18 protein-coding genes are annotated in these 12,790 nt (G+C 53.2%); 7 read left to right on the forward strand and 11 right to left on the reverse strand.

Translation table 11 applies throughout. From position 1 onward, the window contains the following. Positions 1–5 precede the first annotated feature (5 nt). The gene (gene abc-f / locus EVJ26_RS04855; RefSeq protein WP_131469936.1) at positions 6–1,841 is read right to left on the reverse strand and encodes a ribosomal protection-like ABC-F family protein; all 1,836 of its coding nucleotides are present in this window, start codon (positions 1,839–1,841) and stop codon (positions 6–8) included. 327 nt (positions 1,842–2,168) lie between these two features. On the opposite strand from abc-f, the gene EVJ26_RS04860 reads away from it, so the two are divergent. Further along, positions 2,169–3,086, forward strand: a complete 918-nt coding sequence (locus tag EVJ26_RS04860; RefSeq protein ID WP_131469938.1) for a DMT family transporter — start codon at positions 2,169–2,171, stop codon at positions 3,084–3,086. A gap of 36 nt (positions 3,087–3,122) precedes the next feature. On the opposite strand, the gene EVJ26_RS04865 is transcribed toward EVJ26_RS04860, so the two are convergent. From EVJ26_RS04865 to EVJ26_RS04885, 5 genes are all read right to left on the reverse strand, one after another. Then, on the reverse strand, positions 3,123–3,308 hold the full coding sequence (locus EVJ26_RS04865; protein WP_131457556.1) for a hypothetical protein: 186 nt from the start codon (positions 3,306–3,308) through the stop codon (positions 3,123–3,125). A 16-nt stretch (positions 3,309–3,324) separates the two neighbouring features. Then, positions 3,325–4,236, reverse strand: coding sequence for a Gfo/Idh/MocA family protein (locus EVJ26_RS04870; protein WP_131457554.1), 912 nt, complete (start codon positions 4,234–4,236; stop codon positions 3,325–3,327). Positions 4,237–4,319: 83 nt separating this feature from the next. Next, entirely contained in the window at positions 4,320–5,033 is a 714-nt protein-coding gene (locus EVJ26_RS04875) for an anti-sigma factor (protein ID WP_131457552.1), read from the reverse strand. After that, positions 5,030–5,590, reverse strand: a complete 561-nt coding sequence (locus tag EVJ26_RS04880) for an RNA polymerase sigma factor (protein ID WP_131457549.1) — start codon at positions 5,588–5,590, stop codon at positions 5,030–5,032. The genes EVJ26_RS04875 and EVJ26_RS04880 overlap by 4 nt, the downstream gene beginning before the upstream one ends. 117 nt (positions 5,591–5,707) lie before the next feature. Next, positions 5,708–5,959 carry a hypothetical protein gene (locus tag EVJ26_RS04885; RefSeq protein ID WP_070329166.1) on the reverse strand — a complete coding sequence of 84 codons (252 nt, stop codon included), beginning with the start codon at positions 5,957–5,959 and terminating at the stop codon, positions 5,708–5,710. Positions 5,960–6,023: 64 nt separating this feature from the next. On the opposite strand from EVJ26_RS04885, the gene EVJ26_RS04890 reads away from it, so the two are divergent. Further along, a complete protein-coding gene (locus EVJ26_RS04890; RefSeq protein WP_161567603.1) occupies positions 6,024–6,830 on the forward strand; it encodes an HAD-IIB family hydrolase in 807 nt (268 codons plus the stop codon). Between the two features lie 15 nt (positions 6,831–6,845). On the opposite strand, the gene EVJ26_RS04895 is transcribed toward EVJ26_RS04890, so the two are convergent. Together EVJ26_RS04895 and EVJ26_RS04900 are read right to left on the reverse strand one after the other, a co-directional pair. Beyond that, complete coding sequence (locus EVJ26_RS04895; protein WP_131457545.1) at positions 6,846–7,109, reverse strand: hypothetical protein; 264 nt, start codon at positions 7,107–7,109, stop codon at positions 6,846–6,848. Between the two features lie 174 nt (positions 7,110–7,283). After that, the gene (locus EVJ26_RS04900; RefSeq protein ID WP_236633483.1) at positions 7,284–7,499 is read right to left on the reverse strand and encodes a zinc-ribbon domain-containing protein; all 216 of its coding nucleotides are present in this window, start codon (positions 7,497–7,499) and stop codon (positions 7,284–7,286) included. A 128-nt stretch (positions 7,500–7,627) separates the two neighbouring features. On the opposite strand from EVJ26_RS04900, the gene EVJ26_RS04905 reads away from it, so the two are divergent. The 4 genes from EVJ26_RS04905 to EVJ26_RS04920 all read left to right on the forward strand — a co-directional run bounded on the left by EVJ26_RS04905 (position 7,628) and on the right by EVJ26_RS04920 (position 10,115). Continuing rightward, positions 7,628–7,861 carry a hypothetical protein gene (locus EVJ26_RS04905; protein ID WP_131459116.1) on the forward strand — a complete coding sequence of 78 codons (234 nt, stop codon included), beginning with the start codon at positions 7,628–7,630 and terminating at the stop codon, positions 7,859–7,861. After that, positions 7,858–8,058 (forward strand): helix-hairpin-helix domain-containing protein, encoded by a 201-nt coding sequence (locus EVJ26_RS04910; protein WP_131459117.1) that lies wholly within the window; start codon positions 7,858–7,860, stop codon positions 8,056–8,058. The genes EVJ26_RS04905 and EVJ26_RS04910 overlap by 4 nt, the downstream gene beginning before the upstream one ends. A 155-nt stretch (positions 8,059–8,213) precedes the next feature. Further along, a complete protein-coding gene (locus tag EVJ26_RS04915; protein ID WP_131459118.1) occupies positions 8,214–9,674 on the forward strand; it encodes a UDP-N-acetylmuramoyl-L-alanyl-D-glutamate--2,6-diaminopimelate ligase in 1,461 nt (486 codons plus the stop codon). Positions 9,675–9,770: 96 nt separating this feature from the next. After that, positions 9,771–10,115 (forward strand): YflT domain-containing protein, encoded by a 345-nt coding sequence (locus EVJ26_RS04920; RefSeq protein WP_131459119.1) that lies wholly within the window; start codon positions 9,771–9,773, stop codon positions 10,113–10,115. Positions 10,116–10,171: 56 nt separating this feature from the next. Here EVJ26_RS04920 and EVJ26_RS04925 read toward each other — a convergent pair whose 3' ends face one another. Further along, positions 10,172–11,167: an MDR family oxidoreductase gene (locus EVJ26_RS04925; RefSeq protein ID WP_131459120.1), complete on the reverse strand. Its 996-nt coding sequence runs from the start codon at positions 11,165–11,167 to the stop codon at positions 10,172–10,174. A 145-nt stretch (positions 11,168–11,312) separates the two neighbouring features. Here EVJ26_RS04925 and EVJ26_RS04930 point away from each other — a divergent pair, with 145 nt between their 5' ends. Next, complete coding sequence (locus tag EVJ26_RS04930; RefSeq protein WP_070329160.1) at positions 11,313–11,756, forward strand: hypothetical protein; 444 nt, start codon at positions 11,313–11,315, stop codon at positions 11,754–11,756. 18 nt (positions 11,757–11,774) lie between these two features. Here the strand turns inward: EVJ26_RS04930 and EVJ26_RS04935 are convergent, their stop codons facing one another. Both EVJ26_RS04935 and EVJ26_RS04940 read right to left on the reverse strand, forming a co-directional pair. Next, complete coding sequence (locus EVJ26_RS04935) at positions 11,775–11,984, reverse strand: hypothetical protein (RefSeq protein WP_201738333.1); 210 nt, start codon at positions 11,982–11,984, stop codon at positions 11,775–11,777. A gap of 89 nt (positions 11,985–12,073) precedes the next feature. After that, complete coding sequence (locus tag EVJ26_RS04940) at positions 12,074–12,778, reverse strand: SDR family NAD(P)-dependent oxidoreductase (RefSeq protein ID WP_131458997.1); 705 nt, start codon at positions 12,776–12,778, stop codon at positions 12,074–12,076. Positions 12,779–12,790: the final 12 nt, after the last annotated feature.

Below are 12,790 nucleotides of genomic sequence, written 5' to 3' on the forward strand. Positions count from 1 at the left end.
CGTCGTTAAATCGATTCAAGCAACTGATTGAGCAGCGTATCGATGTCAGCTTGGAGCGCATCGGCTTGTCGTTGCAGCTTCATCAGTTCCTCGACGTCGTTCGTGTCGTTCATTTGAGCGAGTAGACGCTGATGATCATCTTCGAGCTGGTTCAATCGTGCCTCGTCGGCCGCGGTATCGACGGGCCGTTGCGGTTTGGCTATTTTGGCTTTCGGTTGCGAGACGGGTTCGGCGATGTGAGGTTCAACCCGTTTTTCGAGCGCGTAGGCGACATTTCCCGGGAAACGGTTGATCGTTCCATCGAGCCAATACGTGATCGGGAACAGTTTGTTCAAGAAGTACCTGTCATGGGAAACGACGACGAGCGTTCCGGTGAAGCGGTCGAGCGCTTCTTCGAGCGCCTCGCGCGCTTCGATGTCGAGATGGTTCGTCGGTTCGTCGAGAACGAGCACGTTCATGTCCTCGTGCATGAGGACCGCGAGCATGAGCCGCATCTTTTCACCGCCGCTCAAATTGCCGACCGGTTTGAACACGCTCGCTCCATAAAACAAGAACTGGGCGAGCAACTGCCGTGCCTTGCCCTCGTCGACGGCGATCCGGTCTCGGAACGCCTCGATTAATCGATGCCCGTCTTCAAACTGGACGTGCTGGGACAAGTAGCCGATTCGGGCCCGTTCCGCCCGGCGAACGTCTCCGGAAGTCGGTTCGATCTTGCCGAGCAATAGCTTCAAGAGCGTCGACTTGCCACTGCCATTCGGTCCGACGATGGCGATCCGCTCCCCGTGACCGGCGTAGAACGAGACGTTTTGGAACACGGTCTGGTCATACGTGACAGAAGCGTCTGTCACTTCAAACACATCACGCCCGGTTCGCCCGCTCGCGGTGAACGTGATGTCGGGCTGAATCGCCTCGAGTCGTGGTTTTTTGATCGTCTCGATCCGAGCGAGCGCCTTTTCCATCGATTTGGCGCGGCGGTAGAACTTTTCGTTCGGGGGATTGCCCTCGTTCGCCCATTGGCGTAACTGCCGGATCGTCTCTTTCACCTTCTTGATTTTCTTTTGTTGCTCGGTGTAGGCATGGAATTGGTCGAGCAACAGCTTCTCTTTTTGAGCGACGAACGAGCTGTAATTGCCGTCAAAACTCGTCAACTCACCGTCCTCGCATTCGACGATTCGTGTGGCGACGGCATCGAGGAAGACCCGGTCGTGCGAGACGAGCAGGAGCGTCGACGGGCTGTCCCGTAAGAACGACTCGAGCCAAGCCATCGCTTCTAAGTCTAAGTGGTTCGTCGGCTCATCGAGGATGAGCAGTTCCGGTTCTTGCAGCAGTGCCAAAGCGAGCCCGATCTTCGTCCGCTCGCCGCCGCTTAACGTGTCGAACGGGCGGTCGACAAACCGCGTGAGGCGGAGCCCGTCGATCATAGCGTTCACTTTGGAGTCGATCACATAGCCGCCGCTCTGCTCGTATCGGGTTTGGAGCGCTCCGTACTCATCTAATAACAGTTCAAGTTTATCGCTTGACGCCATCTCTGCCTCGAGCGCATGCATCGCCTCGCCGAGCCGAATCAGTTCGGCGAACGCGGTGTAGAGCACGTCGCGCCCGCTCTTGTCCGGATAGTCGGGCAATTGTGCCAAATAACCGATGTTGAGCCGTTGTTTTCGATAAATCGTGCCATCGTCCGGCGTCTCGGTGCCGACGATCAAGTGGAGCAACGTCGTTTTGCCGCTGCCGTTCCGTCCGACGAGTCCGATCCGTTCGCCTGCGTTCACGTGAAGATTGGCATCAGTCAGGACGGCGTGGCCACCGAATTGTTTTTGAATATGTTGCATGTCGATCAACATGTAAGTTCCTCCTAAAGTCGAGGCCTATCAAAAAAACCGAGCGCAAACAAGCGCTCGGTAAGGAAGAGAGGCGCTTCGTCGTATTTTCAGCAATGTCTAAAACAGGACAGACGGGTCCTATGGTTAAGCAACATCGTGAAAAATCGCACGCAAAATGTACAAATGTTCAGTTGACCAGTGCGTACGTCCGACAAAGTTCACCTTTCTCCCTCCTTTCGATCATCGATACAACTAGTGTAAGCGATTTCTTGGGTTTCGACAACGCTTGAAAAACAGGAGTTCATTCGATGGACGTCGTATTAGTTAGGAATCAAAGGAGGGATGAAGATGCGCAAGGAATGGCTCGGTGCCATCAGTTTGGCGCTCGCCGCTAGTATTTGGGGCGGTATGTACGTCGTCAGTAAGTATGCGCTCGGGTTCATCGAGCCGTTCACGCTCGTCTGGATGCGCTACGCCGTCGCGTTCATCGTCTTGTTCGCGGCATGGTCGTTGTTCGGTCGTGAACAAGTGAGGCGCGAGGATTGGAAATGGATCGCGCGCGTCGGTGTGATCGGTTACGTCGCCTCGATCTCATTCCAATTCATCGGCACGAAGCTGTCCGATGCCCATACCGGTTCACTCGTGACAGCAGCGACGCCGGCGTTCATGGTGTTGTTCGCCCGGTTGATTTTGAAAGAGCAGCTCACACCTGTCAAAATTGGGTCACTCGTCTTAGCGACGCTCGGCGTCATCATCGTCGTCGGCTGGCACGTCGATGGGACGTATTTGCTTGGCAGCATCGTCTTGGTCGGTGCCGCCATCACCTGGGCGCTCATGTCCGTGTATGTCAAAGTCGCCTCGCAAACGGTCTCGTCTCTGACGATCACGACGTTCGCGATTGGGATCGCCTTCGTCTTGATGACACCGCTCATGGGGCTAGAAGTCGTGCAGTCTGGCGTTCCGGACATGACGAGCGTCCTTTGGCTCAGCGTTTTATACGTCGGCATCATCTCGACGGCCGGGGCGTTCTTCTTTTGGAACAAAGGACTCGAACTGATGGATGCGAGCGTCGGGTCGTTGTTCTTCTTTTTTCAGCCGCTCGTCGGAGGTTATCTCGGTTGGCTCGTTCTCGGCGAACAGCTCGACCGCAACTTTTTCATCGGCGCTGCCTGTATCGTCACGGCCGTCACCTGGTCGACACTCGTCGAACGGCGGCAAAAGCGTCGCCTCGACGTGACGGCTTCATACGAACGAAACATTTTATAACACGAACGGTCGGCCCGATGAAGGCCGACCGTCTTTTTAAAATCCGTGTTCATCCAATTTGTCCTGGTCGCGCTTCATCTCGAGTTCGAGCCGCTGGATTGCCAGCTTTTCTTGCTCGACTTTGAGACGAAGCTCCTCGATGCGGACTTTGCGCGTCTTGATGATCGTGTCCGCAACGATGGCGTTGACGGCGATGATCATGATGTAAAACAAGAAATTCATGCGAATTCTCATCCTCTCAGCGTCTGCCGAACAAGTCTGTGACCAGTTGTTGGGTGAGCAACGCCTCGCGTCCGTCCGTCAAAATCGGAGTGTCGTCGGTCAGCGCCGTGATGAAGTGGTCGATTGCTCCTTGGAAGCCGCGCTGCGTGAGCAACGTATCCCACGAACCAAACGTCTCGGTCGAATGCGTGCCGTGCTCGAAGCGATTGAGCGTCACCATTTCATCGACCGTCAAACGAAGTCCGTCCTTGATGGCGACGAGTCCTTCGTGATTGACGCCCGCCTTGCGATGCATCGACGTCGTATGCAGGCCGTTTTCATCTTGCCAGACGTGACGTGCGAAATGGAGTCCGTTCGATGCGGTCGTCTCGATCTGTCCCGTCACGAGCCGTAAGTCGCTTCCGGCAAAATAGCGGAGCGTATCGACGACGTGCAAGTAATCGTCGAGTAACGTGAACCGGTAATCGTGTCCGCGCAAGCCGTCTCCCCGGTGCTTGACGAAGTCGAGTGAGTGGAACGGGGCCGCTGCCTTCACTTGAGTATACATCGGGGCGAAGCGACGGTTAAAGCCGACCATCAGCTTGCGGTTCGTACGCTCTGCCGTTTCGACGAGCCGTTCCGCCTGTTCGACGGTTGCGGCGAGCGGCTTGTCGACGTACACGTCGACGCCTTGTGCGAGTAAGTAGGAAACGACCTCGTAATGCGTCTCGGTCGAACTATGGACGAACGCCGCATCGACAGACGAGGCGAGCGTATCGAGTCCCATGAACGATTCCATCCGATGAGCCCGACAGATTTCATCCCGTTTAGTCTGTGTCGGAGAGTAGGCGCCGACAAGTTCGAACGACGTGCTGTTCGTCAAGATGGGCAAGTACGCTTTTTGGGCGATGCCGCCGAGGCCGACGACACCGATTTTCGGTTTTCTCATATGTACCACTCCTTTCTCTCATCATAACGAAAAAAGAACCGGATGACACCTACGCTTCACGCGTAAAGTCATCCGATTCTATGTCAGAGACTGGCACTTAACACGATGTCGCCCTCAGGTGTTTGATTGCCCCGTTCAGGCTCTTTCGTGACGGCGACCGTGTCCCAATCTGTCGCTAACTCGGTCGAGTCGAGCGTATAGATGACGGTACCGTTGCCTTTATCGTCTGTGACGAACGCACCGGTCGGAATCGGAGATCCGTCCTTGAGCAACCAGACTTGATACACTTCGTTCGCCTCGAGCGGTGCGAGGCCGTTCGTCTGGACGATGAGTTGGCGATCGCCGTCTTGTTCGGCCAAGTAGGCGACCCCTTCTGATTCGCCTTCGAGTGGTACGGTATCGGTCAAGGTGATCGCGGTCGGCTCGTCTTGAGTCATTAACAGATAGCCGTTACCGACGAGTGAGAGGACGAGTGCGGCCGCGAGTGCGAGCGCTCCCCACGATGACTTCTGCTTCTTACGGGTTTTCGTGAACGGTGTGACGGGAGCCGGTTCGGCTTTGACGAGCTTCGGTTCAGTTGCGTCTTCGGCGAAGACGTTGTCGAGGATGCGAGCCTTCATGCCGCTCGGTGGTTCGGTCGGTTCAGAGAGGAACGCGACGCCTCCGACAAGTGCCTCGAGTTGTTCGAGTTCTTCTTGGCAAGTTTGACATGTTGCCAAATGTGCCTCGAAGCGAATCCGTTCGTCTTCCGTTAAATGTTGGTTGAAATAGTCGATCAATTGGTCACAGGCGTTCATCGTTCCACCTCCTTATCTATATCGTCATGGGATAGATGTTTTCGTAACTGTTTCAGCGCTAATCGAATCCTTCCTTTTACGGTACCGAGCGGGATGTCGCACGCGTCGGCAATCTTCTGCTGGCTGAGACCTTGGAAATACATGAGCCGGACGACTTTTTGTTGCTCGACCGGCAACTCGGCCATCGCCGTCTCGATTTGAGTCCGTTCTTCTTGCCACTCGACCTCGGTCTCGACAGAAGGGGACGGGGAAGGAATCGCTTCAGCATATGATTCATCGAGCTGTAAATCGGGTTTGCGTTTTCGAATCAAGTCGATCGTGACGTGTCGGCTCATCGTGAACAGCCACGATTTGAACTTGCCTTTCGACTCGTCGTACACACCGCCGCCGCGCCACAGCTTGATGAAGACTTCTTGCATCGCTTCTTCGGCGAGGTCGCGGTCTTTCGTCAGTTGCATGACGAACGCGTACAAGATTCGTTCGTAGCGGTCATATAATGTTTCGAGCGCTTGCTTGTCTTTTTTCCTGACGCGCTCATACAATTCAATATCAGTCATGGCGTTCTCCTTTACGCATGAAGGGAGTCCCTTGTATTTATCTAACGGATAGAATCGTCAAATGGATGCCTATTTGATTATGACTATTTTGTGAATAGTCGTATGTATCCATCGTGTTCAACGTGAACACGTGGAAGTTGCATCCCCGATTTGACGGAAGAGTCGTAAATTCAAGTAGGTGAGCAGTTGATGTGTCGCGTAGCTGAACAGCGCCGCCGTGACGAGTGTCATGACAAGCGCGGGCCCGTTTGACAGCGACTGATGCCAGAACGGATACGTCCGCACGCCGGACAAAAAGGCGAAGACGAGGGCGAAACCGATCAGGATTCCGCTATACTGACAGTAGTACCGACTTAATCGATTTTTCATGTCGCTCATTCCTTTCGTCCTTTTACTATACGAGATGGGGTATGACGACACAAGGAGGATGACCATGAAACGATTTACGAACGAGGGGCGGACGCTCGTCTGTTTTGATTTCGACGAGACGTATTTCCCGCATGCGTGTACATCTGAACAGCTCGAGCACTTGCGGCGGCTCGAAGATTTTCTCGAGCAGCACTCCCATCGGTTGTCGACGATGTGGGTGACGGGGAGCTCGCTTGAGACGATTGCTGAGAAGGTGAGGCGGGCCGAGATGCGCTACTTTCCGCATCGGATCGCCTCGAGCCTCGGGACAGAGGTATACCGTGTCACAACTGCAGGAGAACTCGAGCTAGACTCGAACTTCCAGTCACTGTTCCCGTCTGATTTCTCTCGCCGTGTCGCACAGGTCGTCAACACGTTGGCTCACCATGCGCTCACGATTGAGCCGCAGACGAACATGGGGACGAACGCGTGGATGCACAACTATTATTACTTCGGTGAAGATGAAGTCGAGCTAGAGCGTATCCAAACGGCCGCTCGTGATTTTGGGATCGCCGTCAACGTCAGTCGTTGCAATCCGCTCGCCGGAGATCCCGTCGGGGCGTATGATATCGACTTCATCCCACGCGGAGCCGGGAAGACCGCCGCGGTCGATTACGTCTGTACCCGCTGTGCATTTCAAGTGGGCGAAGCGTATGCGTTCGGTGACAGTGGGAACGACTTGGCAATGTTGAAGCACGTCGGTAACGGATACGTCCTCGGCAACGGGACGAAGCAAGCCAAGTCTGAGCACGATCGTGTGACCGCGGGAAGTTATGCGGAAGGAATACTAGAGGTGTTGACGCGATTTGTGCAGGAGACACGGTCGCACTAGTCCACTTCATGCACTTTAAGCGAAACGGAGTGCCGATTGTTGCGCGCTCGCGAGCAAATGGGACCGAACCGTTCTCGTGGACAAATCAAACGAGACGTGACTGTGCCAAAGTTCGGTGAACACGGTCACGAGGGCGGCTTCCGCCAAGTCAGGGCGTGTCGTCAAACGCAGTGTAACGGCGTATAAGATTCGTTCGTAACGGTCGTATAGGAGTTCTAAAGCGAGGGCGTCTTTTTGTTGGATGCGTTCGTACAATTCGTGGTCGGTAATAAATGACATTGTAAACTCCTTTAGAGGGTCCAGTTCTCTCATGTTTTGGTCGCGGTGGTCAATCGGCTAAATAAGTAATGGTTATATTTCACTAATCACCGTGCCGTAAACGGTTACTTTGACCGCGGAGCACATTCAAAAACACCCGAAGAACCGTTTATGCGGGTCTTCGGGTGTTTTAGGTCAAAATGAATGATAGCAGTGGGGGCAAGTTTGGCTACTGCCCGGTGCCCGTTTGAACGTCTGTTTACAGTTCGGGCACGTGACGGTCTCGCTCTCTTGACCGAACAAGCTTCCGCGGTTGAATAAGACGTCTTTCAAGTTCGGCAACGCCTTGGCGGCAAAAATCATGGAAATAAATAAGAAGATGGCCAAAACGGCCAACATGACGTATGTCATGACGGGCGTACCCCTTTCACAAAAGATTCGTTTCTTCTAGCATACGGGAAATTACTCAAACGTACACCTTTAGATTAGAAATAAGAACAAATGTTCTGTATAATGAATGTAACAAAGGAGGATACAGGATGAAGGATGAAGTGACGCGTTGGATGCGGATGGGCCGGGTCGTCGAATTGATGTATGTGGATCGTCATGGGGTCATCTCGAAGCGACGGGTCAAGTTGATGAAGCTACAAGGGGAACGGGTGGTCGCATGGGACATCATGAAGCAAGCCCGGCGAACATTTTGCATCGAGCGCATCCTTGCCTGTCTCCCGACGATCGACCGGAAATTTGAAGGGGAAGAGGGAGTCGGATGACGCCACTTTCCAAATGTTCGGCGCCGGCAGAACGCGCGCACGTTTCCGCTTCTACTGATGCGCTCGAACAACTCACGGTTTATCCGAGAATGAAGATCGCCGTGATGCATAGTGTCGGACCGAGTGTGTTTCGATTGTTAGAGATTGCTCTCGCTGAACAAGGACTTCGGTTCACGGATAGCGAAATGAATTCCTAGTCCCGTTATGGGCTAGGAATTTTTTGGTTAGACGTATGTTTTCCTATGAAAAAGGGAAGTAATATATTTGTCATCTCTATTGCAGCCTAAAATCTAGTACCATGACGATAAGGTTTGTTAACCTAGCGACACCCATGAGAAAGGAAGTACACAGCATGAGGACGAAACATTTATCCGCCATTCTAGGAAATGAGATGGATGATATCGAATGTGATCCATGGGTGACCGGAATTGAAACAGATTCCAGAAAGGTCAGTCCAGGGAATTTGTTTATCTGCATCCGTGGTTATACGGTGGACGGACATGAATTCGCCGAAGACGCTGTCTCTAAAGGAGCGAGCGCGGTGATTTCTGAATCTCCGCTTGACCTCGAGGTGCCGAACATTGTCGTTGCCGATACGAAACGAACGGCCGGAGTGGTGGCGAGCGCGTTTTACGACCACCCGTCCCATCGGATGCGAATTTACGGCGTCACCGGTACGAACGGGAAGACGACGACTGCTACGTTAACATATGATTTATTTCGTTTATCAGGACGTCCGGTCGGGATTGTCAGTACGATTGGAGCCCGTTATAAAGATAAGAAGTTAAAGACGCCTAACACGACGCCAGAAGCCGTCGTCTTGCACCGAATCTTGGCCGAAATGGCAGATGCCGGGGTGACCGACTGTGTCGTCGAAGTATCGTCGCACGCCATGATGGAAGGGCGCGTCGAAGGAGTCCGCTTCCATGCAGCGGCGTTTACGAACTTGACGCACGACCACCTCGACTACCACCGTTCAATGGATGAATACGCACGGGCGAAAGCGCGTCTATTCGAACAAGTCGAAACGACGGACGGCGACGCCATCATCTTGAACGCGGAAGACCCGGCGAGCGAGACGATGGCCGCATTCGCACCGACACGGCGGAAAGTCATGTACAGTACGCACGCAGACGTCCCGGCCGATATTCAAGTCATCTGGCTAGGTCACACCGTCCGCATCAAAATGAACGCGATGACGATCGAAGCGCCTGTTCACTTTATGGGATCGTTCAACGCTGCCAACTTGGCCGCGGCCATCGGTCTCGTCTCGACGTCGGAGCTCATGCTTCGCGCGATTATCGATAATGTTCCAGGGCTCACACTTCCGAAAGGTCGTCTCGAGCGGCTGGACACGGAAGATGCGGAGATTTATATCGACTACGCCCATACACCGGACGGGCTTGAAAAATGTCTGTCCACTTTACAAAAAGGGGAGCGGCAGCTCGTCGTCGTCTTGAGCGCGGCCGGAGACCGTGACCCGACGAAGCGGGCCGAGATGGGACGCATCGCGAGCCGCTATTCGGACGATTTGATTGTGACGGTACATGATGTCCGAACCGAAAATCCGAAGCAGATCATTGATGGGCTGCTCGAAGGGATCGACACGGACACGCATTATGTGACGTTTGAAGCACGAAGAGACGCGTTGCACCATGCGGCCGTGCAAGCGCTCGACGGCAAGCGCATCGTCGTCGTCGGAAAAGGGCACGACCATGTCGAACGTGTCGGCAGCGAAGCGATTCCGTTCAATGAATCGGATATTTTGTTAGAAGAACTGAGAAAATTAAAAGGCCAAGAACCGGCCGTTTAATAAAACGATGACGTTTGTCATCGTTTTTTAATGTGTACATATGTCAAAAGACGGCAATAACTCCTATGTAACGTAAATTGAAGGAGGAGAACAGACATGTCAGTTTTGTACAAAGAATTTACAAATGATGAAGAAGTCGTGACCGCCATTCAATCGATGAAGACAAAAGGAGTAGACGACTCAAACATTTACGTCATCACTCATGATGATGATCGGACCGACCGCGTGGCGGAAAACGCAGAAGCGAATACCGTAACAGCCTCAGACGTTGGTTTAGGGACGGCAGCAAAAAACGTGTTCCGCAAAAAAGGAGACGAGCTACGGGCTCAGTTCGAACAACTCGGATTCTCATCGACGGAAGCTGACCAACTCGAGAAAAAGCTTGACCAAGGCAAAGTCATTGTTGTCGTCAAAGACGCACCAGCCGGATTCACTTTATAATGACACTATTAAGCATCAAAAAAGGCTGAATCCCCAGATTCAGCCTTTTTTGATGCTTAACCGTTCATGCGGACGACGGTCCGGCCGCTCAGCTCACCGCGCATCATCGCCTCGGCTTGACGCGGGACGTCATGGAGCGGGATCTCGTGCACCATCTGGTTGAGTACGTGCGGTTCGATCAGCTCGTGTAGACGCTCCCACGCTGTCACTCGTCTTGCGATCGGCTGCATGACCGAATCGATGCCGACGAGACGGACGCCTCGCAGGATGAACGGGTAGACGGTCGCAGGAAGTTCGTGACCTCCAACTAGTCCACAAGCGGCGACGGTTCCTTCGTATCGGGTTTGGCTTAAAATATTCGCGAGCGTGTTACCGCCGATCGAGTCGATCGCAGCATCGAACCGTTGGCGAGCGAGTGGTCGGGGGGGTCCTTCCAATTCACTGCGTGGTATTGTCTGTTCAGCACCGAGATCGGTTAAATAAGATGAATCTGTTTTTCCAGTCGAGGCAATGGCATGATAGCCGAGTTTATGGAGCAAGGCGATCGAGAAACTTCCGACTCCGCCGGATGCTCCCGTGACGAGCACTTCTTGACCAGGATGAACGTCTTCGTGTTCGAGTGCCTCAATCGCGAACATGGCGGTCAGTCCGGGTGTCCCGATCGTGATGGCATCTCGCATGTTCATGCCTTTCGGTAATTTTACGAGCCAATTTCCTGGAACTTGTGCAAACTGGCTGAAGCCACCGAAATGACGCTCACCGATGCCAAAGCCGGTCGCGATGACTTCGTCCCCCGGCTTGAAATCAAGATGATCAGATTCGGTGACTTTCCCGACGAATTCGCAGCCTGGGATGAACGGATAATGGCTGACGATTTTGCCCGATCCGGTCAATCCGAGGGCGTCTTTGTAGTTGAGTGCCGAATAATGGACCTCGACGAGGACGTTGCCGTCCTCTTCTTTAGGTAGTGAGTCGAGATCGACCTCAGTCACCTCGGAATGGAGTCGGTCATCACGCTTGTCGAGCACGAGTGCTTGAAATGAGTCGTTCATTGTAAATTGGCCCCTTTCTGTATGGCAAATCTGTTCCCTTTGTATCATTCCCCACTCTGGAAAATATATACGCGAATGTTTCGTTATAACGAGGTGTGGAATGGTACAATGTAGTAGATTCAATTAGAGTGAGGAGGAATGAAGCATGCGGCACGACGACTATGAGTTTGATGAAGAAGTAGAAGTAGAAGAAGGCGAATTGTTCAACGTATACGACATTCTGCCACCAGATGGAACTATTCTCGAAATGGCGACTGCCGAAGAGATGGTCCGCGCGGCGGAGCTTGAAGCGACACATAACGCGCTCGAGCGAATCCAAGAATCAAACTTCCAGTTGTCAGGAGTAACGTTTAAAGAGTTACTGACAGAGTTCGAACGATACGAGCAAGAATCGATGGAATTCTGGACGGGCGTATATAGCCGACTGCGCATTCCATGGGCATGGACGATTCGAATCGATGTGGCCAATGGCCCGATTCACGTCGTCAATGATCGTGACATCTTTATCGATGAAGCAGACTTCGAAGAGTACGATTTTGAAGAGTTTGCCGATGATGACTTTGAAGATGAGACCGATAACCAAAACTGAATCCAAAACGTCTTTCCCTTATTCAGAAGGGAAAGACGTTTTTTTGACTTCGCTCATGTCCATACGGATACGCATCACTTCCGTAGCACCGAACCAAAGCCCGACGCTACACAGCAGGGACACACCGCTCACCAACGCTCCGACGATCGCGATATCTCCAATCATCGTGAACGATAGCACGAGGCTGAATATCCCGAAAAACAGCAATCCTCCCGCTATAGTCTTCATACATCACGCCACCCTTTCTCATTTGATTTGACTCTAGTGTAGCCGGTCAAACGAGACAGGGTTGGTCTATTTTTATACCCGGTTAAAAATTAGATGAGGTCGTGGATGGCGTACGTTTTCCCATTGACAAACGGCTTGTCGATCATCTGCTCGACGAGGACGCGGCCGACCGTCTCAGGCGAGCGCAGTTTTCCTTCCGTCTCGTAAGCTTGAAACTGTTCGACATCTTGAAACGCTTCTCGTGAAGACGCGCGGATCGTCTGTTGCATGGATGTGTCCATCACGCCCGGGTTGAACAAGGCGAGGCGATGTCTCGTTCCTTCTAGTTCGAGCGCGACGGTCTCACTAAAGTGGTCGAGTCCGGCTTTCGTGCCGCAGTAGGCGCTCCACCCCGAAATCGGACGTTTGGCGGCACCTGACGTCACATGGATGAGCGAGACGGGCACATCGTAAGCGAGGACGGTGTTCGTGATCAGCATCGGGGCGAGCAGATTCGCCTGAACGTGAGCGGTGAGCTGCTCCGTGTCGAGATGGCCAGCCCGGTGAATCGGTTCGATCAACGCCGCGTTTTGGATGATGAGTAGCGACGTGGCGTCAGCGATGTGCGGCTTGATTTGTTCAAGGGCTTGAAGTGTACTCGACACGTCGGATAAATCGACTTCGATATGTTCGAACGTTAAATCGCGTGATTGCGAGCGTGATAAGTTGATGACGTCGTAGTTTCGTCTCGACAGTTCTTCAGCGACAGCGCGGCCGAGACCGCGCGACGCACCGGTGACAAGGGCAAGTTTCAAATAAATTCTCTC

The sequence above is a fragment of the Exiguobacterium sp. SH3S1 genome (assembly GCF_004337105.1).
Taxonomy (GTDB): domain Bacteria; phylum Bacillota; class Bacilli; order Exiguobacteriales; family Exiguobacteriaceae; genus Exiguobacterium; species Exiguobacterium aurantiacum_A.

Excerpts from the sequence above, each read along its gene's own strand:
- EVJ26_RS04880 (WP_131457549.1), bottom strand. The coding sequence starts at position 5,590 with ATGACTGATATTGAATTGTATGAGCGCGTCAGGAAAAAAGACAAGCAA.
- EVJ26_RS04915 (WP_131459118.1), top strand. The coding sequence starts at position 8,214 with ATGAGGACGAAACATTTATCCGCCATTCTAGGAAATGAGATGGATGAT.
- EVJ26_RS04935 (WP_201738333.1), bottom strand. The coding sequence starts at position 11,984 with ATGAAGACTATAGCGGGAGGATTGCTGTTTTTCGGGATATTCAGCCTC.
- EVJ26_RS04865 (WP_131457556.1), bottom strand. The coding sequence starts at position 3,308 with ATGAATTTCTTGTTTTACATCATGATCATCGCCGTCAACGCCATCGTT.
- EVJ26_RS04895 (WP_131457545.1), bottom strand. The coding sequence starts at position 7,109 with ATGTCATTTATTACCGACCACGAATTGTACGAACGCATCCAACAAAAA.
- EVJ26_RS04905 (WP_131459116.1), top strand. The coding sequence starts at position 7,628 with ATGAAGGATGAAGTGACGCGTTGGATGCGGATGGGCCGGGTCGTCGAA.
- EVJ26_RS04925 (WP_131459120.1), bottom strand. The coding sequence starts at position 11,167 with ATGAACGACTCATTTCAAGCACTCGTGCTCGACAAGCGTGATGACCGA.
- EVJ26_RS04930 (WP_070329160.1), top strand. The coding sequence starts at position 11,313 with ATGCGGCACGACGACTATGAGTTTGATGAAGAAGTAGAAGTAGAAGAA.
- EVJ26_RS04910 (WP_131459117.1), top strand. The coding sequence starts at position 7,858 with ATGACGCCACTTTCCAAATGTTCGGCGCCGGCAGAACGCGCGCACGTT.
- abc-f (WP_131469936.1), bottom strand. The coding sequence starts at position 1,841 with ATGTTGATCGACATGCAACATATTCAAAAACAATTCGGTGGCCACGCC.
- EVJ26_RS04890 (WP_161567603.1), top strand. The coding sequence starts at position 6,024 with ATGAAACGATTTACGAACGAGGGGCGGACGCTCGTCTGTTTTGATTTC.
- EVJ26_RS04860 (WP_131469938.1), top strand. The coding sequence starts at position 2,169 with ATGCGCAAGGAATGGCTCGGTGCCATCAGTTTGGCGCTCGCCGCTAGT.
- EVJ26_RS04875 (WP_131457552.1), bottom strand. The coding sequence starts at position 5,033 with ATGAACGCCTGTGACCAATTGATCGACTATTTCAACCAACATTTAACG.
- EVJ26_RS04900 (WP_236633483.1), bottom strand. The coding sequence starts at position 7,499 with ATGACATACGTCATGTTGGCCGTTTTGGCCATCTTCTTATTTATTTCC.
- EVJ26_RS04885 (WP_070329166.1), bottom strand. The coding sequence starts at position 5,959 with ATGAAAAATCGATTAAGTCGGTACTACTGTCAGTATAGCGGAATCCTG.
- EVJ26_RS04920 (WP_131459119.1), top strand. The coding sequence starts at position 9,771 with ATGTCAGTTTTGTACAAAGAATTTACAAATGATGAAGAAGTCGTGACC.
- EVJ26_RS04870 (WP_131457554.1), bottom strand. The coding sequence starts at position 4,236 with ATGAGAAAACCGAAAATCGGTGTCGTCGGCCTCGGCGGCATCGCCCAA.